The sequence below is a fragment of the Maribacter zhoushanensis genome (assembly GCF_029350975.1).
Taxonomy (GTDB): Bacteria; Bacteroidota; Bacteroidia; order Flavobacteriales; family Flavobacteriaceae; genus Maribacter; species Maribacter zhoushanensis.
Window position 1 is genome coordinate 232,061 of the sequence record NZ_JARKMR010000002.1, and the last position, 18,888, is coordinate 250,948.

General features: G+C 33.8%; 17 protein-coding genes and 1 other RNA gene. 8 read left to right on the forward strand and 10 right to left on the reverse strand.

The window, feature by feature from the left end; translation table 11 throughout:
* Positions 1-12: 12 nt before the first annotated feature.
* Together PXD56_RS07570 and PXD56_RS07575 are read right to left on the reverse strand one after the other, a co-directional pair.
* Positions 13-399: an acyl-CoA thioesterase gene (locus tag PXD56_RS07570; protein ID WP_276492731.1), complete on the reverse strand. Its 387-nt coding sequence runs from the start codon at positions 397-399 to the stop codon at positions 13-15.
* A gap of 4 nt (positions 400-403) precedes the next feature.
* The gene (locus tag PXD56_RS07575) at positions 404-1,459 is read right to left on the reverse strand and encodes a glutaminyl-peptide cyclotransferase (protein WP_276492732.1); all 1,056 of its coding nucleotides are present in this window, start codon (positions 1,457-1,459) and stop codon (positions 404-406) included.
* 133 nt (positions 1,460-1,592) lie between these two features.
* Here PXD56_RS07575 and ffs point away from each other — a divergent pair.
* Positions 1,593-1,691, forward strand: an RNA gene (gene ffs, locus PXD56_RS07580) — signal recognition particle sRNA small type.
* A gap of 89 nt (positions 1,692-1,780) precedes the next feature.
* Positions 1,781-2,587: an SDR family oxidoreductase gene (locus PXD56_RS07585; RefSeq protein ID WP_276492733.1), complete on the forward strand. Its 807-nt coding sequence runs from the start codon at positions 1,781-1,783 to the stop codon at positions 2,585-2,587.
* A 32-nt stretch (positions 2,588-2,619) separates the two neighbouring features.
* Here the strand turns inward: PXD56_RS07585 and PXD56_RS07590 are convergent, their stop codons facing one another.
* A complete protein-coding gene (locus tag PXD56_RS07590) occupies positions 2,620-4,002 on the reverse strand; it encodes a TlpA family protein disulfide reductase (RefSeq protein WP_276492734.1) in 1,383 nt (460 codons plus the stop codon).
* A 179-nt stretch (positions 4,003-4,181) separates the two neighbouring features.
* On the opposite strand from PXD56_RS07590, the gene PXD56_RS07595 reads away from it, so the two are divergent.
* Together PXD56_RS07595 and PXD56_RS07600 are read left to right on the forward strand one after the other, a co-directional pair.
* Positions 4,182-5,804, forward strand: a complete 1,623-nt coding sequence (locus PXD56_RS07595) for an ABC-F family ATP-binding cassette domain-containing protein (RefSeq protein WP_276492735.1) — start codon at positions 4,182-4,184, stop codon at positions 5,802-5,804.
* A gap of 32 nt (positions 5,805-5,836) precedes the next feature.
* Positions 5,837-6,961, forward strand: coding sequence for a hypothetical protein (locus PXD56_RS07600; protein WP_276492736.1), 1,125 nt, complete (start codon positions 5,837-5,839; stop codon positions 6,959-6,961).
* Positions 6,962-6,971: 10 nt separating this feature from the next.
* Here the strand turns inward: PXD56_RS07600 and PXD56_RS07605 are convergent, their stop codons facing one another.
* A complete protein-coding gene (locus PXD56_RS07605) occupies positions 6,972-7,694 on the reverse strand; it encodes a hypothetical protein (protein WP_276492737.1) in 723 nt (240 codons plus the stop codon).
* A gap of 206 nt (positions 7,695-7,900) precedes the next feature.
* Between PXD56_RS07605 and PXD56_RS07610 the strand changes: the two genes are divergently transcribed.
* Positions 7,901-8,473 (forward strand): fasciclin domain-containing protein, encoded by a 573-nt coding sequence (locus PXD56_RS07610; RefSeq protein ID WP_276492738.1) that lies wholly within the window; start codon positions 7,901-7,903, stop codon positions 8,471-8,473.
* Here the strand turns inward: PXD56_RS07610 and pheT are convergent, their stop codons facing one another.
* Positions 8,474-10,903: a phenylalanine--tRNA ligase subunit beta gene (gene pheT, locus PXD56_RS07615; protein WP_276492739.1), complete on the reverse strand. Its 2,430-nt coding sequence runs from the start codon at positions 10,901-10,903 to the stop codon at positions 8,474-8,476. It abuts the gene before it with no gap.
* Positions 10,904-11,030: 127 nt separating this feature from the next.
* Here pheT and PXD56_RS07620 point away from each other — a divergent pair, with 127 nt between their 5' ends.
* Positions 11,031-12,254 (forward strand): TlpA family protein disulfide reductase, encoded by a 1,224-nt coding sequence (locus tag PXD56_RS07620; protein WP_276492740.1) that lies wholly within the window; start codon positions 11,031-11,033, stop codon positions 12,252-12,254.
* A 1-nt stretch (position 12,255) separates the two neighbouring features.
* Here the strand turns inward: PXD56_RS07620 and leuB are convergent, their stop codons facing one another.
* Both leuB and PXD56_RS07630 read right to left on the reverse strand, forming a co-directional pair.
* On the reverse strand, positions 12,256-13,374 hold the full coding sequence (gene leuB / locus PXD56_RS07625) for a 3-isopropylmalate dehydrogenase (protein ID WP_276492741.1): 1,119 nt from the start codon (positions 13,372-13,374) through the stop codon (positions 12,256-12,258).
* A gap of 2 nt (positions 13,375-13,376) precedes the next feature.
* Positions 13,377-14,549 carry a 2-isopropylmalate synthase gene (locus PXD56_RS07630; RefSeq protein WP_276492742.1) on the reverse strand — a complete coding sequence of 391 codons (1,173 nt, stop codon included), beginning with the start codon at positions 14,547-14,549 and terminating at the stop codon, positions 13,377-13,379.
* A gap of 145 nt (positions 14,550-14,694) precedes the next feature.
* Between PXD56_RS07630 and PXD56_RS07635 the strand changes: the two genes are divergently transcribed.
* Together PXD56_RS07635 and PXD56_RS07640 are read left to right on the forward strand one after the other, a co-directional pair.
* Entirely contained in the window at positions 14,695-16,239 is a 1,545-nt protein-coding gene (locus PXD56_RS07635) for a hypothetical protein (RefSeq protein WP_276492743.1), read from the forward strand.
* A 14-nt stretch (positions 16,240-16,253) separates the two neighbouring features.
* Entirely contained in the window at positions 16,254-17,114 is an 861-nt protein-coding gene (locus PXD56_RS07640) for a DMT family transporter (protein ID WP_338088441.1), read from the forward strand.
* Positions 17,115-17,124: 10 nt separating this feature from the next.
* Here the strand turns inward: PXD56_RS07640 and PXD56_RS07645 are convergent, their stop codons facing one another.
* The 3 genes from PXD56_RS07645 to lspA are packed head-to-tail and all read right to left on the reverse strand — an operon-like array spanning position 17,125 to position 18,887.
* The gene (locus PXD56_RS07645) at positions 17,125-17,655 is read right to left on the reverse strand and encodes a DUF4252 domain-containing protein (RefSeq protein ID WP_276492745.1); all 531 of its coding nucleotides are present in this window, start codon (positions 17,653-17,655) and stop codon (positions 17,125-17,127) included.
* Positions 17,656-17,686: 31 nt separating this feature from the next.
* The gene (locus PXD56_RS07650) at positions 17,687-18,385 is read right to left on the reverse strand and encodes an RluA family pseudouridine synthase (RefSeq protein ID WP_276492746.1); all 699 of its coding nucleotides are present in this window, start codon (positions 18,383-18,385) and stop codon (positions 17,687-17,689) included.
* 34 nt (positions 18,386-18,419) lie between these two features.
* Entirely contained in the window at positions 18,420-18,887 is a 468-nt protein-coding gene (gene lspA, locus PXD56_RS07655; RefSeq protein ID WP_276492747.1) for a signal peptidase II, read from the reverse strand.
* Between the last annotated feature and the right edge of the window lies 1 nt (position 18,888).

Here is an 18,888-nt window from a genome sequence, read left to right on the forward strand (position 1 = left end):
TACAAATCTAAGTTAGAGGAAAATTTCTTTAATCTCTTCGGGGATTCTAAGTGGTCTGTATGACTTACTGTTCAATAGACACCATTCAGTACTTGATCTTACCAATAATTTGTTGGTAGTGCCATGTTTCATTTCTACAATTCTTACACATTTAGCTCCTGAGCTAGACGCTATAAAGGTTGATATTTTTATGGGGTCATCTAAAACCGCTGCACGTTTATATTCTATGTGATGTGTAAGTACAACCCAAATAACTTCTTCCTGCATTTTAGCGGTCGCTATGGTTTGCCAGTGTTCTTTTGAGATGTCCTGTATCCACTGTACATAGCGTACATTGTTTACATGGTTTAAATCGTCTAGGTCATCATGAGAAACAATTATCTCTTTCTGAAAAGCCATATTGCTATTTTTTCTGAATTTGCACTTCAAACATTTTATCCCAGAATTTACCGGTAACAAAAAATGTTTTGCGTTCAGGATGATAAGCTATTCCGTTTAGCACATAGTTGGTTTTATCCCAATTTTCAGTTTTTGTAATAATATCGCTTAAACCGCTAAAATTAATAACCCCTTCAATAGCACCTGTTTTACTATCAATAATCATAACGCTAGGTTTTTGATATACATTGGCATATATTTTCCCGTCAACATATTCTAATTCATTGGCTGAATTAAATATAGAGGAGTTGGTTACCGTTTCAATGTATCCATCTTCAGTCATGGTATCAGGATTTATGAACCATATTTTTTCGGTACCATCACTTTTAAAAATTTTAGAGCCATCATTTGTTAATCCCCAACCTTCACGACTTTTACCGTATTGAAAATTATCTAATTTTTCAAAAGAGTTTAAGTCATAAATGAAGCCCAATCCACTTTGCCAAGTAAGTTGATAGATTTTATCGTTTAATATGGTAATACCTTCTCCAAAATAAGTTTCGTCCAAATCTATTTGCTCAAAGACTTTACCAGTTTTAAAATCTAATTTTCTTAAAAAAGACTGTCCTTTTTTCCCGGTTGATTCATATAAAGTGTCATTATAAAACTCAAGACCTTGGGTGTAAGATTTTGTGTCGTGTGGATATTCCTTAATAATGGTGTACGTGTAAATTTCCGGAGCTTTCTCAGAAAGAACTTTAAGGTTTTTGTTTATAGCTACGGTTTCGCCATCAAAAGTGATTTTTGCGGTCAACACTTTATTTCCTAAAGTGGTTAAATCGATCTTAATTTTATCATTATTAAGAGGAATAGGCGTGCCGTCAATGCTATATTCTACACTTTGAATTTGTTTTTCCTGCTTATTTTTAATTTTTACTCCAATTTCTTGATTCATTTGAACCTGGTTTGCATTTTTCTCTAAACTGATTTCGAATAGGGAAGATGCTTTTTGATTGCCACTGCCACATGCGGTAAATAAGCTGGTAATAAGAACGATACAGAAATAATTTATAATTTTCATTAAGAAAATGGGTGTTTTAATTGATGTAGTATGTGAGTACAAGAAAGCTTTCTTGTTATTAATAGGCAATTTAATTCATAAAAATAAGAAACTAAAGGATTGTGAAAGTTTTAAAAGATTGTATATTTGCACCCGGCAAGTCCTACACGACCAGCTCCTGTAGAATCCCCCAGGGTGGGAACGCAGCAAGGGTATACGGTCGTAGCGGTGCGATGTAGGTAGCTTGCCTTTTTTTGTGCCCTAAAGTGAAATTTTAATTTTTTAGGTAACACATTCATAACCAATTCTATAAAACGTTTAGCATCGCTTATTTTCTATAAAATGAAAACAAAAGTAGTACTAATTACAGGTGGGTCTTCAGGTATTGGCAAAGCAATAGGTATACATTTAAAGAAAAAAGGATATAAAGTCTACGGTACAACTCGCAGCAAAAGTAAATATCCTTCATTTTCAGATTTTCCTCTTTTAGAGATGAATGTTAGAGATATAGATACCATTAAAAGTTGTATAACATCATTACTTAATCTTGAGAATAGAATTGATGTATTAATTAATAATGCAGGTGTTGGTATTACAGGACCTATGGAAGAAACGCCTCATGAAGAGGTGTTAAAAGCATTTGCAACCAATTTTAACGGTCCTTTAAATGTAATGAATACGGTTTTGCCTGTAATGCGTGAGCAAAAAGAAGGTCTTATCATCAACATTACTTCTATAGCAGGTTATATGGGGTTACCGTTTAGAGGAATTTATTCAGCATCAAAAGGGGCTCTTGAGATTGTAACTGAAAGTTATAGAATGGAGACGAAATCTTTTGGTGTTCATCTTACTACACTTGCACCTGGTGATTTTGCTACTAATATTGCTTCGGGTAGGTATCATACTCCAGTTTACGAAGATTCTGCCTATAAAGAAGCTTATGGGAATACCTTAAAAGCTATAGACGCAGATGTTGACAGTGGAGGAGATCCAGCTGATGTAGCTAAAAAGATTGCAAAGATAATCCAGACTAAAAATCCGAAACCTCATTATAAAGTGGGGTCTTTTATACAGAAATTCTCTTTGACGCTAAAAAATCTACTACCTGGTCGTTGGTTCGAGAAGTTGCTTATGGGGCATAGCTCTTAATAAGTACTACTGAAAATAGTAATACCAAGCTTTTAGTTTTTATAGATATTGGAGAAACCATCTACAATAACAGAGTTGTCTGTAATAATAGCCTTGTTCATTGGGTATAGAACTAATTTTTCTGTCAGTTCTTTAAAGTCGTTACTATGATATTGTAAAGAGGGGTCAACACCAAGTGTAGCTATAATTTTTTTCCACTGAGCGTATTCCGTTTTAATATTGATACCTATAAGTTCGTGATCAGGTTTTTTCTCTTTAAGTATGGCTATTCGCTTAAAAATGTTTTTGTATTGTCTACTGTTGGTACCGGACCAAAAATAAAATAAAACCTTTTTATTAGCAGCAATCTCTCTTAATGTTTTGCTTTCATTTTCAAAAGTGACTACATCTAAATTAGGAATTGTTTTTGAGGGCTGAAGATTTGCAATACCCTCGTATAGGTTTTCAATTTCTTCAAGGTGCATATTGTTTTTGGAAACCTTCTTAAATTCTTTCAAGAAAATTTCAGTGTTTTCAGGAGCATCTTTTTTCTTCAGTAAATAATCAAAAGCAACATTTCTAAAAAGATTATCTCTTAATTCTTTTTCAACAACAAGGCTGTCTATGAGATGAAGTTTATGCTTTTTATAATGCAACTGCCTACTCTCATTGTTATATTCATTTTCACAATCGTTAAAACAGCTCATGTAAGCTAAGTTTCCTAAATGTGCTTTCATGAAATCATAATACGGTCTTAGGTACGTAAGGGTATGGTCACCGTAGTTTACTTGATTCCTGTAATCGTAAAAATCTTTAGGTAATTCATGAAAATTTTCTTCGGCAGTTTTGCTTTTATGTCTAAAAGGGTAAATCTCTTTATATCTGTTGTAAGTGTAATCTATACTACCCTTTAACAATTTCATTGCTTCGTTAGATAGAAGACTTTCGGCATTTAATTCGGCTAATTTATTGACCTTATCTTGCTTTAAAGAGTTGATTTTATCTAAAAAATCAGAGGGTTCTAATTTGTAATATTCAGAATACATCTTAGAATCTTCTTCCTCTGTTGCTAAAAAGAGTTCTAGTAAAAAATTATTGGTTTCTTCGTTACTACCGGAGAATACCAAAGATTCATCAAAATAAATGGTATTTAGTCTTACCATTAAACTATCGCCTTTCTCTAAATATACATACTGATGTTCAGGAGCTAAATTGAAGTGATAAAGCCCATTTTCTATAGAATTAAGTTTAAACTTAAATCGGTTTTTATCATCAAGCTTTGCAGAGTCTACCTTAATTCCACCTTTTAACAAAATCACTTGATCACTCGTAGGATTCACGATCTCACCAGCAAAAAGTACGGTATCAGAATCCTTTTTTGTGGACGAACAACCCACTAATAAGGCTACAAATGTAGAGAGTAAAATTCTTGTCATATAGTATATGGGACTGGTGTTAGCCAAAAATAATAAACCTAATCACCAGATGTTGTTAATAGCTAGTTAAATGTTGTGATGCGCTAACTTAAGAATCTTTTATTGAATTTGATACTAAACTAGGTAGCTCAAGCTTATAAATTCAGTATTTTTGCACGGATTTTTAAAATTTTGTTTCTATGTTATCTGTTTCTAATCTTTCTGTCCAATTTGGAAAACGAGTGTTGTTCGATGAAGTAAACGTTTCTTTTACTCAAGGTAATTGTTACGGTATTATTGGTGCCAATGGAGCCGGTAAATCTACTTTTCTGAAAATACTTGCGGGGCAAATGGACCCAACTTCTGGCCACGTTCATTTAGAGCCAGGTAAGAGAATGTCCATATTGGAACAAAATCATAACTCTGCAGATGATTTTACGGTACTAGAGGCAGTGGTAATGGGAAACAAACCACTTTACGAAATCAAAAAAGAAATAGATGCCCTTTATGCTGATTATGATGATAAGAATGCAGATAGAATAGGGGAGTTGCAGGTGAAGTTTGAGGAGATGAACGGGTGGAACGCAGATAGTAATGCAGCTGCGTTGTTGTCTAACTTAGGGATAAACGCAGATTTACATTTTACATTGATGTCTGAGTTAGACTCAAAATTGAAAGTACGTGTGCTTTTGGCGCAAGCTTTATTTGGTAATCCAGATGTGTTGATAATGGATGAGCCTACCAATGACTTGGATTATGAAACAATTAGTTGGTTAGAGAATTTCTTGGCAGATTATGAAAATACGGTAATTGTAGTAAGTCATGACCGTCACTTTTTAGATACTGTTTGTACAGATATTGGTGATATAGATTTTGGTAAACTAAATTTATACTCTGGTAACTATACATTCTGGTATGAAAGTAGTCAATTAGCTGCTCGCCAACGTGCACAGCAAAATAAGAAAGCAGAAGAAAAAGCAAAGGAACTACAAGAATTCATTGCTCGTTTTAGTGCGAATGTTGCTAAAAGTAAACAAGCTACTTCTCGTAAAAAGATGTTGTCTAAATTAAAGGTAGATGATATTAAACCATCTAGCCGTAGATATCCTGCTATAATTTTTGATAGAGAACGTGAAGCTGGTGATCAAATATTAAACGTAGAAGGACTTTCGGCTTCAACTGAAGAAGGGGAAGTGCTGTTCAACAACGTAAACATCAACTTGGCAAAAGGAGATAAAATTGCCATTATTTCAAGAGATTCTAGAGCAACTTCAGCGTTCTATGATATCATAAATGGAAATAAAAAGGCTGATAAAGGTACTTTTCAGTGGGGTATAACAACTACTCAATCTTATTTGCCGGCAGATAATTCAGACTTTTTTACAAGTAACATCAACTTGGTAGATTGGTTACGTCAATACGCTAAAACAGAAGAAGAAAGAGAAGAAGTATACATACGTGGTTTCTTGGGTAAAATGTTATTTAGTGGCGAAGAGGCGTTGAAAAAATGTACCGTTCTTTCTGGAGGAGAAAAAGTACGTTGTATGCTAAGTAGAATGATGTTGATGCGTGCCAACGTGTTAATGTTAGATGAGCCTACAAATCACTTAGATTTGGAAAGTATAACAGCATTCAATAATTCTCTTAAGAACTTTAAGGGAACTGTAATGTTGACAACACATGATCATGAGTTTGCACAAACTGTAGCAAATAGAATCATAGAATTAACTCCTAAAGGCAACATTGACAGGTATTCAACGTTTGATGAATATATGTCTGATAAGGCATTGAAAGATCAGCGTAACAAAATGTACGCTGAATAAACATAGAATAGATTAACCCAAATCGATGTTTTATGAAAACCTACAAATATGTGGCTTTCTTTGTGCTGGCCTTTAGTTTCTTCGCATGTGAAAAATCTTCTGAACAAGTTGAAGAGGAAATAGTTACAAGTGCACAAGTTGAGTACACCGTTTTTTTACAGAATAATAATTTATTGAACGGGGTTGTTGTGGCGTCTAGTAATGAAGAATTTGCCGTAAAAAGCACGTTGAGTTCATTTAATAGTGTTCCTTTTAATGCTATAACACATAGAACCGCAACAGATATAAGTTATTATGCTACCACAAATTGTCAAGCAACATTGCAATGGTATAATTCAGAAAGTTCTGTAGCTACATCCGTAGCTCTTTTTGATGATATAGATGCGTGTGACATAAATGTTCTTGCAATGGCTCGTTCAAATGAAATTGCAGCAGTAGCATATGAAAGAGAATTGTTGGGCAAGGATAAGCAGTATGTGGTTCGTGTAAATTCGCTAATTGAGCCAGTTGGTAATCCATTAGAAATATCTTTGGATAAGAAACCAGTTGATGTCGTTTTTTCTACCAATAAATTATTTGTGCTGACATTGAATGAATTCATTACAGATGAATTTCATTTGTCTGTAATTGATTTGAATACTAACGAAGCAGTAATGGAGCTAGATTTAGGTTTAGATGCACAACGGTTATTTACTAATAGCAATGGTGATGTTATCATTAGTTATCCAAAATTACACACTATTTTAGATCCTGTTTCATTAGATAAATCGTACACTACTTATGGCGAGGATACAGAGCCTGGATTTATTACAACGACCGATTTCTATATGGATAACAATGGTAAGTTTTATTTTCAGAAGAATGTGCCAACAGCAGAGATAGTAGAGGTTCCGGCAATTTATGATTTTGAAAAAAATAGCACCGTAGTCTATTTATTTGAAAATTTCTTGACAGAGACAGAATTAAAAGTGAAATATAATATAGCCAATACATCTGCAATTACTTACGATGAAAAGAATAACTATGTTTTAATAGGTTACGAGAAAAATGGTCAAGTCGATAAAGGTGGTATTCTAAGAATAACTCCGGCACCAGATTTTAAATTAATTGATAATATTGATTTAGATGGAGTGCCTAAAACCATATTCGTAAAATAGAATTGTAGGTTTAGCTGTTAAAATATTTGCTGTTCCAAATAGCCGGATTAAAGTTTTTGCCCATTGCAAATCCGTAAAATATTACTACCGAGGCTATACATTTAAACATAAAGAAATAAAGAATCCAAAACTGGGCATTTGAACTTGATTTGGAGAACAAACCGTCTGGTATTAGCATTGTGGTTGCAAAACTTATTAAAAGTACTAATAAGGCCAGATTTACAATACTTTTAAAAGGCCACATTAATAACTTGCGTAATGGATGAAGGTCATTACCCCACTGATGTACCAAATAATGATATCCGTTACCTATTGGTGCAAAAAGCAGAGGATCATCTTTATCTTCAAGTTTAAAAAGTTTAGACGGAGCTATAATTTTGAAGGCTTTAATTTCTAATTCATGTTCTTTTTCCAGCGTTTTAATTTTTGATAAAGCTTCTGCAGGAATTTGCCCTTTAAAATACTTAGTATCTAAAAAACGTAATCTATAATCAATACAAATTTGCTTGATTTCGTCAATATGATAAATCTTGGAACTTGCTAATAAATCAATATTGAAATTGTTATGTAGGGCACCTCTGCTGTTTGAAATATTATCTTCAATTCTCTCTAATTCATTATCAAGATTAGTAAGAATGTCATAGACCTCTTTCATTCTTGTTTCGTCAGATTTAATCTGCTTATTTCTATAATTAGAGAGTTTTTGTTCAATATTTGTTTTAGGTAGAAACATATTCTTTTTTTAGCAATACACTCAAAGTTAATCAATTAGTGATTTTGTCAGAATCTTGTTTAACTTAATTAAAAGTTAATAAAATGTTAAAATTGTTCTATCGCTTAATTGATACTAGGTGTCAAAGACATCTAATTGTATCTTGACCAAGAAATCGAACCGTTTATCGATTTTTAGAACATTTAGCCCCTTAATAACCACCTATTATGAAAAAATGGACATCCCTCGTGTCCCTGTGCACCCTTTTTTTAGGGCTACAAACCTTTGCACAGGACAATGCAATTGAATTTAAATTCCAGAATCTTATCTCTAATATAAAGTCTGAAAAATCCATTTTGGAACGAACTGAGTCTTTTGCAAATCATTCTTCTTTATTAAACGCACTTAGGGCAACAAACTTAGACAAGGTCTTAGATTATTCAGGAGAATTTACAATTTTTGCACCTTCTAATATGGCGTTTGAAAAACTATCTAAGGCTACTATTGATAAGTTATATGACCCTGAAAATAGGAAGGTATTAAAAGATATGCTTTCTTATCATATCATAGCAGATAAATTATCTGCCTCTAAAATGTTAAAAGCAATGTGTAGGGGTAATGGCATTGCAAAATTTACTACCATACAAGGAGAAAAGATTACAGCTACTATGCAAGGTATAGATATTGTTCTAACAGACGTATCTGGAAACAGCGCAACTATAACCACCGCAGATTCAAATCAATCTAACGGCATCATTCATGAAGTTGATACCGTTTTTGTTCCAGAAAAAATGCTTTAATTATCGTAGTGTAGCTCCTAGATTACGCTCGTAAGTATTCTGTAACTTTGACATAATTTTTTCTATCTGCTTTTCAGTTAAAGTACTTTTATCATCTTGTAAAGTGAAACTTACTGCATAAGATTTTTTGCCTTCAGGAAGGTTTTTGCCTTCATAAACATCAAAGAGTGTCATGTCTTTTAAATACTTGCGTTCTGCACCAAAAGCAAGGTCATGCAGCTCCTTGTAGGTAGCTTTATTATCTAGTAATAACGCAAAATCTCTTTTTACTTCTGGGTGCTTAGGTATTTCTTTATAAGTAACTGGTGTGGTTTCTATTTGTTTTAAAACAGCGCCCCAATCAAAATCAGCATACAGAACATCTTGCTTAATGTCAAAATGTTTTAATATAGATTTCTTAATTAGACCAAAAGAGACCACTTCTTTTTTCTTGTGGGTAAATGATAATCCTTCAGAAAATATAGATGAAGTAGTTGGTGCACTTTTTAAGTCAGATAAACCTAATCTAAAAAGAACGGATTTAACTATAGATTTTAATTCAAAAAAGTTTGTGGTAACTGCTTTATTAGTCCAACTGTCTGGAACTGAATCACCACTAATAAGTATACTTAAATATTTAGGTTCAATTCTTTTGTCACCTTTAGCATAATAAGTTTTACCAAATTCAAATAATTTAAGGTTAGCTCTTCTACGGTTAATATTATAACTCGCCGCTTCTAAAGCAGAAAATAATGAAGTTCTTCTCAATATGGATAAATCACCACTAAGTGGGTTGATAATCTCAATAGATTTGTACTCCTCGTCTTTATCTATTAACAAAGAAGTGTAGTCAGGGTTCGTTAGACTATTGGTTAGAATTTCATAATACCCTTTTGAGGCTAAAGCATTACCTATAGTGTTTTGTATAGTATGATCAGCCGCAGCTTCTGTAGTTGCTATAGATGCATTTAATTTTTGGCTAAAAGCCACATTATTATAACCGTAAACCCTTAGAATTTCTTCGATTACATCTACTTGACGCTGAACATCTACACGGTATGAAGGTACTTCAAGACCCATGCCTGCTTCAGTTACATTCTTAACCTTTATGTCTAAAGATGCCAATATTGATTTAATAGTGTCTTGCGGAATTTCTTGCCCAATCAGCTTATTGATTTTTTCAAAAGCCAAGAACACTTGAAAATTAGGATGCTTTTTAGGGTATAGGTCGTATAAATCAGAAGTTATTTCCCCGCCAGCAATCTCCTTAATTAAAAGAGCGGCACGTTTTAGGCTGTATTCTACATTTTCAATATCAATACCACGTTCAAATCTAAACGATGCATCTGTATTTAAACCATGTCTCTTAGCTGATTTTCTTATGGATACAGGGTTAAAATATGCACTCTCTAAAAAAATTGAAGTAGTCTCTTCTGTAACTCCGGAACCTAATCCACCAAATACACCAGCTAAACACAATGGTTTTTCGCTATCGCATATCATAAGATCATCTTCATGTAAAGTTCTTTCGATCCCGTCAAGTGTAGTGAATTTAGTGCCTTGGGGTAATGTTTTTACCTCTATCTTGTTTCCTTTTATCTTTGCGGCATCAAAAGCATGCAGAGGTTGCCCTAGTTCGTGTAAAACATAATTAGTGGCGTCTACAACATTATTTTTAGGGGTAAGACCTATAGATTTTAGTCTGTTTTGTAGCCAAGTAGGTGATGGTTGAATTATTAAATTACTTAAAGTTACACCACAATAACGTGGAGCTAATTCAGTTTTTAAAACATCAACATCAATTTTTAATGACCTATCGTTTATATTAAAATGACTAGTAGAAGGGGTAATCAGCTCTTTTGTGATTTCCTTTTGCTTAAGTCCTGCTTTTAAGTCTCTTGCAACGCCAAAATGGCTCATGGCATCTGCTCGGTTTGGAGTTAAACCAATTTCAAAAACTTCGTCTTCTTCTATGTCAAAAACTTCTGAACATGGTGTGCCAACCTTTAGGTCTTTATCTAACACCATTATACCTTCATGACTATTGCCAAGACCTAACTCATCTTCGGCGCAAATCATACCAAAGCTTTCTTCTCCTCTAATTTTTCCTTTTTTAATGGTCCAAGCTTCACCTTCAGCAGTATATAGAGTAGTGCCGATCGTAGCTACGGGTACCTTCTGGCCAGCGGCAACATTTTTTGCACCGCAAACTATTTGTACGGGCGCTTCTAAGCCTATATCTACCATAGTAACATTAAGCTTGTCTGCATTGGTGTGTTTTTCGCAACTTAATACATGACCAACAACAATACCTTTTAATCCGCCTTTAACAGATTCAAATTTTTCCACTCCTTCTACTTCTAGACCTAAATCGGTTAAAAGTTCTCCGGTTTTCTGTGATTCCCAATCTATTTGTATGAACTGTTTAAGCCAGTTATATGATATTTTCATTCAAAAAATTTATAGGTTGCAAAGATAAAACAATGCCCGTATACATTCAATAAGCTATGAAGTGTTTATTTTAATTTTTAATTGTGCTTTTTTAATTGTTTATTAGGAGTTAAATTAAATAAGAACTATGAGATTTAGTATTGCAGTACTATCCGTTTTAATGTTATTAGTTGGTTGTAAGGAGAATAGGCCTAAGGTGAATTTGTCTGAAGGTATTTGGCTTGTAGAGCTAGATATCATGGACAACCAAATATTACCTTTTAATCTTAAGGTAGCTAAAAATGATGATGGTGATTATGCAATGCAAATTTTTAATGCAGAAGAAGTTATAGATGTCGATGAAATTAAAATTAAGGGAGATTCGGTGATTATGCAGACACCTGTTTTTGAAGGTTACTTGGCAGGTACTTTTACTGAAAATTCTATTCAAGGTCAGTTTGTTAAGGAAAGTTTAGACAGAATTGTACCCTTTAAAGCTGTCTATGGTGCTGAAGATAGATTTATGGCTAAGAATAAAAGCACAGATAGAAATGTTTCAGGCATTTGGGAAACCTATTTTAGTAAGGATTTAGAAGAAGAGTATATTGGTAAAGGTATCTTTTTGCAAGAAGGTAATAATGTTACTGGTACTTTTAGAACCACAACAGGAGATTATAGATTTTTAGATGGCATTCTTGATGGAGATTCATTGAAATTATCAGCTTTTGATGGGGCTCATGCTTTTCTATTTAATGCAAAAATCACCGATTCTACTATGAACGGTGTTTTCTATTCTGGGAACCATTTTAAGGAGCCTTTTGTTGCTACTAGAAATGATGGGTTTGAATTACCTGATCCAGATTCTTTAACTTTTCTAAAAGAAGGATATGATAAATTGGCTTTTACATTTCCTGATGTTGATGGAAATATGATTTCTTTAAATGATGAAAAATATCAAGATAAAGTAGTTGTTGTTCAGATGATGGGTACATGGTGTCCAAATTGCTTGGATGAAACTAAGTTTTTGGTAAACTATTTAAAAGACAACCCTTATGTTGAAGTTATAGGACTAGCATTTGAATCTGCTAAAACTGAAGAAATTGCAATAAAGGGTATTGAAAGATTGAGAGATAGGGTGGGAGTGACCTATCCAATTTTATTAGCGCAATACGGGACTTATGATAAGCAAAAAGCTCAAGAAAAGTTGCCAATGTTGAATCATGTACTTTCTTATCCTACCACCATTTTTATTGATAAAAAAGGAGATGTTCGAAAAATTCATACGGGTTTCAACGGTCCGGCTACCGGTGAAAAATATGAGGAATTTAAATCGGATTTTGATACGTTAATTACTGAATTGAGTGCTGAGTAGGTTAGATAATCGTAGATTTTCCTAACCCGATATTTTCATCGTTTATATTGAAGCTACCATCTAGTTCCATAATATTGTCGGCTATAAAATCACCTACATAATTAGTGCCGTATTTAGAACTTCCTAAAATATCTGGAGTAACAATTTTTTTGGAAAATGACTTTAAAACTGCTGCAACGACTGCATCAGATTCCTCGTTCATTTTAAAATGCTGTAATAGCATGGCCATACTTAAAATGGAAGCTACAGGGTTTGCAATGTTTTTACCAGCTGCGTCAGGATAAGAACCGTGTATTGGCTCAAACATAGCGTGTTCAAGTCCTACTGATGCCGATGGCAAAAGTCCTATAGAACCGGCTATTACACTGCCTTGGTCAGAAAGAATGTCACCAAACATATTATCAGTTAAAATAACATCGAACTGAGATGGGTTTAAAATCATCTGTACCGCTGCATTGTCTATAAATAGGCAGTTAAGCGTAACGTCTGGGTAGCTTTCAGATATAGATCTAACAACCCGTCTCCATAAACGAGATGTTTCTAGTACATTGGCTTTGTCTACCAATGTAACTTTCTTTTTTCTTGAACGAGCAGATTTGAAAGCTAAATGTGCAATTCTACTTATTTCAGCTTCGGTATATGTACAGGTATCGGTTGCAGAGTTCTTATCTTCATCAACAGATTTTTCTCCATAGTATATTCCACCGGCAAGCTCTCTAAAGATTACTAAATCTGTATTCTGTACTTGAGTTTTGGAAAGTGGCGATTGTTTTACCAATGAAGGAAAAACTTTTACGGGTCTAATGTTGGCAAATAATTCTAATTTTTTACGCAATTTAAGAAGACCTTGTTCAGGCCAAACTTTTGCTTTTGGGTCATCATCAAATTCGGGTAAACCCAATGCACCAAATAAAGTGGCATCTGTACTTTTGCATAGTTTTAAAGTTTCTTTAGGTAATGGGCTACCAGTCTGTTTAATGGCTGTAGCGCCAATAAGCCCCTTTTTAAAGGTGAAGCTATGACCAAAAGTTTCTTCAACAGAACGTAGGCACTTAATAGATTGTGCAACGACCTCAGGTCCAATTCCATCTCCCTCTAAAACAGCAATATCTAAATGCATAATCAGCTTATACTTTGTAAATCTATATTTGAAGTCTCTATGATTTGATGAATATCGTCATCTTTTACTTCTTTTCTAGTATCCGCATATCTTAAGAACTCTTGATATACGTCATCTAGTTGTGTTTTTGTTAATTCGTAACCTACAATTTTAGCTCTATAGGCTAAGGCGGCTCTACCACTTCTAGCGGTTAAAACAATTGAGGATTCAGTGACACCTACATCTGCAGGGTCAATAATTTCATATGTTTCTCTATTTTTAATAACACCGTCTTGATGTATTCCAGAGCTATGGGCAAATGCATTGGCACCTACGATAGCTTTATTAGGTTGCACCATCATACCCATTTTACGAGAAACCATTAAGCTGGTGTCATAAAGTAATTTACTGTCTATGGTAGTGTCTAAATTTAAGTTAGGGTGCTGGCGCATAATCATGACTACTTCTTCTAAAGAAGTGTTACCTGCACGCTCGCCAATACCGTTAATGGTACATTCAATTTGTCTTGCTCCGTTAATGACGCCGGCAATTGAGTTTGCCGTAGCCAAACCAAGATCGTTATGGCAGTGACATGACAGAATAGCTTTGTCTATACCTTTTACATTTTCGCGTAGGTACTTAATTTTAGCACCATATTCATCTGGTAGGCAATACCCTGTAGTATCTGGTATATTCAGTACTGTAGCACCTGCTTTAATGACCGCTTCGCACACACGGGCTAAAAATTCGTTATCTGTACGCCCCGCATCTTCCGCGTAAAACTCAACATCTTCTACAAAGGTCTTAGCATAACTGACGGCAGATACTGCACGTTCAATGATGGCATCTCTGTTAGAGTTAAATTTATATTTTATATGAGAGTCAGATGTGCCTATACCAGTATGTATTCTTGGTATTTTGGCATACTTAAGAGCTTCGGCCGCAACTTCAATGTCATTTTTGACCGCTCGGGTCAATCCACAGACCGTAGCATTTTTAACGAGCTTGGCTATGGCTTCAACAGATTGAAAATCTCCAGGACTAGAAACAGGAAAACCTGCTTCAATGATATTAACCCCCAGTACATCTAGGCGTTCAGCAATGACCAATTTTTGTTCACGGTCCAATTTACAGCCCGGTACTTGCTCTCCGTCTCTTAAAGTAGTGTCAAATATTTGAACGATATCTTTACTCATATTATTTACGTAGTTTTACTCGTCAAACGAATATATAACCTAAAACATAATGCTTATAATGTTTGTAAACATGTTTACAATGTTAAGTGAGTTTTTTAGGTGTATAAAACATTGAATTTCAATTATTTAAACTCATTTTTTTACGATGACAAATGCGCATAAAGATGCTTTGTTCGTTTTAGTTAAATCACTTTCTAAATCTGAGAAGCGTCAATTTAAGCTTTATGTGGGCAGATTAGGTGTGAATACCGACGCCAAATTTTTGGCGCTGTTCAATTTATTGGATAAAATTAAACAATATGATGAGAAAACAATACTGGAAAGCGGTATTGTTAAGAAAGCGCAACTTTCTAATTTAAAAGCACACTTATACAAGCAAATTTTGGTTAGCCTTAGGTTGAATCCTGTTAATCAAAATATAAGGGTTCAAATACGAGAGCAGCTAGATTTTGCTACTATTTTGTATCAAAAAGGACTTTATAAACAAAGCTTAAAAATTTTGGATAAGGTAAAGGGTATTGCTATAGAGAATGAAGAGAAGAATATAGCATACGAAATTGTTGAGTTAGAAAAGATAATTGAAACTCAATATATTACGAGAAGTATACCAGACCGTGCAAATGAACTGGCTATTCAGGCAAAAGAATTATCTGGACATAATGTAATGACCAGTAAGCTGTCAAATTTATCATTACAGCTTTATGGTATGATGTTGAAAGTTGGTTATGTACGTAGTGATGAAGATTACCAAAAAGTAAAAACCTATTTTAACGACCATCTGCCATTATACAACATAGAAGACTTAGGTTTTAGGGAAAAACTTTGGTTGTATAAAGCACATTTATGGTATAGTTTTTTAACCCAAGATTTCTTATCATGTTTTAAATATGCCAGCAAATGGGTAGATCTATTCTATGATCATAAAGATATGATTTATCTAAACCCGGTGTTCTTCTTGAAAGGGAATCATTATTTGTTGGAATCTCTTTTTTATGTACAGTATAGTTCTCAGTTTAAAGAGGTGCTAGAACGTTTAGAAAATACTATTAAAGAGAAAGATTTTCCTGATAACGATAATATTAACTCATTGGTTTTTATGTATTTAAATGCCAATAAGCTAAACCTTCATTTTCTTGAAGGTACTTTTGAGAAAGGGTTGTACTTGGTGAAGATTATTGAATATGGTATAAATAAGCATCGCGATAGAATAGATGTTCATCATGTGATGGTACTGTACTATAAAATTGCATGTTTATATTTTGGTATTGGAGATAATAAAACTTGTATTCAATATTTAAAAAAGATTATTGAAAATAAGAATTTAAAAATGCGTGAAGACTTAATGTGCTTTGCACGTGTATTAAGTTTAGTTGCTCATTATGAGGCGGGTATGGACTATCATTTAGAGGTTCAATTAAAAAGTACGTATAAGTTTCTTTTGAAGATGGATGATATGCATGCCGTTCAAAAAGAGATGATAAAGTTTCTTAGAAGCTTAGGCGGTATCTATCCAAATCAGTTAAAAGCAGAATTTCAGAAGTTGTATAACGAACTTAAAAAGTACGAAGATCATCCGTACGAAAAAAGAGCTTTCTTGTATTTAGACATTTTATCTTGGTTAGAGAGTCATTTACAGAATAAACCGGTATCTCAAATTATGCGAGAAAAAGCGTTGGCAAAATCACGTTAGGTTATTTTATGGGGATGAACAATAATCACCTAAAACACTTATTGGAAATTAACCTTGCCATGCTTTTTATAGCTACATCTGGTGCGCTAGGTCGTTATGTTCAGTTGCCTGTGCCAGTGGCAATAGGGGCTAGGGCAATATTGGCTTTTGTAGCATTGTTTCTATACTGTAAATGGAAGGGGTTCAGTTTAAAAATAGATAGCAGAGATATTCCCGTAATTCTTCTTAGTGGAATATTAATGGGTGTTCACTGGGTAACTTATTTCTATGCGTTGAAATTATCAAATGTGGCAATTGGTATGCTATCTATATTTACCTACCCGGTAATTACGGCGTTTTTAGAACCTATACTTCTTAAGACTAAGTTTCAGTTAGTACATTTATTCCTTGCTGTTTTAGTGCTCACGGGAATGTATTTTCTAAGTCCTACTTTAGATTTTGAAAATTCTTATACCATAGCTATTGGTTTTGGAGTGTTTTCAGCCCTGGCATATGCCCTGCGTAATATTATATTGAAGAAAAAAGTTTCAAAATATAATGGCTCAATGCTGATGACATATCAGACTGCAATTGTGGGGATTATATTGTTTCCTTTTTTGTTTACCATACCAGCAAATGCAATACTTAATCAATGGGAAGTATTGGTTGCACTTGCGGTATTAACAACGGCTATAGGTCATACCATGTTTTTAATGACATTCAAACATTTTAATATTACTACAGTAAGTATTTTAAGCAGCGTGCAGCCAGTTTATGGTATTTTAATAGGAGCTATTTTTCTATCTGAAATACCAAAAGGTACTACTGTTTTGGGTGGAATATTGATTTTAAGTTCTGTGGTAATTGAAAGTATCCGTTCAAAAAAACCAACTTGATTTTTTTGATTTAATTTTGAGAATTAATACCTGGTGTTCTGGCTCCGAACTGATTGATGATATTATCTCCAAATTTGGTAAACTGTTCGTTTTTTGCCATTTCCCTGACTTTTACAGGGTCAAAATCACCATTGAAGTATAAAAATGAACCGGTTTGGCTATCGTTATTATAAATCAGTATTTCTTTGACCAAATTCTTTTTTTCCCTAATTGAAACTACGTTACGTTTTAAATCGTCATTCTTTCTAAAAACTTCAATAAAAGAATTTCCTGTAATTCCGTTCATTTGTTGATTTAAAAATTGGGTTTTACTAGAAGTTGTACTTGGAAACTGCATGTATCTTAAATCTTTAGTATTGCCAACCATAGCTTTCATCTCAGGAGAAATTTCACTGATCATAGATAGCATAAATTGGGGGACACGTACAGCCGTTACTTGATTATCATTCTTATGGGCGTTATAAAAAGTATCAATAGAATTGTAACTACCGCAAGATGTGATCACAAACAATAAACTTAAGGCACAAAATTTCTTTAACATGGTTATAGTGTTTGTGCTAAAAGTAAGAAAATTAAAGACACGCATTCCAAATGGGGTCATTTGGCGGAGGAGCAATTATTTCTAGAGGCACTTTCTTTACAGGATGCATCAATCTCAGTTTTCTGGCATGTAAATGTATACTGCCATCGGCATTACTTCTGTTAAAACCGTATTTTAAGTCCCCTTTTATAGGGCTGCCAATTGCAGTAAGCTGTGATCTTATTTGATGATGGCGACCAGTTTCAAGATCAACTTCCAAAAGAAAATATCGATCTAGTTTTTTTAAAATCCGGTAGGTTAAAATTGCTTTTTTACTATCAGGAACCTCTTTAATGTTAGCGTAAGATTTATTTTGTTTTGTGTTTCGCTTCATATAATGTACCAGTCTTTTTTCTGGAACATTAGGACTGTTTTTTACAATAGCCCAATAGGTTTTTTTGGCATCTTTTTCAGCAAACATTTTATTTAACCTAGGTAATGCTTTAGATGTTTTGGCAAAAACTACAACACCAGATGTCGGGCGGTCCAAACGATGTACAACACCTAAGTATACATTGCCCGGTTTGTTGTGCTTCTTTTTAAGGTAAGCCTTAACAGTGTCACTTAATGGTATGTCTCCGGTTTTGTCGCCTTGTACAATATCTCCAGGACGTTTATTAATAACAATCAAATGGTTGTCTTCTAATAATACTTGAAGATTATTTACGGTAGAATGTTGTTTTTTTGACAAATTTCTGTCTTATCTTATTAATCGTTTGAACTACTTAAATTGCCGGTTTCTTTCCTCTTGCTATTAAAAATACAAACATAAAAACACCAATAGTAACGGCGACGTCTGCAATATTGAATATACCCGTTCTAAAAATACCTAACCTAAATTGAAAGAAATCTGTAACAGAACCATATGCAATACGGTCAATTAGATTTCCTAGTCCGCCACCTATTACCAAGGCAAACGCAACAAGCAATAAAAGATTTAAGTTTGGTTTACTCATTATTCTGTAGAGCATTATCAATAACAATAACATTGGTAATGCCTGTAGAAGTAATCTTTTTAAAATAGGAGAGAAGTCTTGTCCAAAACCTAACATTGCTCCTGTATTTTCAACATTTGTTAGGATTAAATGATTTTTAATGACAGGTATAAAAACTTCTGGTTCTACTTTTTGGCGAGTTAATTCTTTAGATACCTGATCACAACCAACCGTCATTAAAACAATGATTAGAATCAAG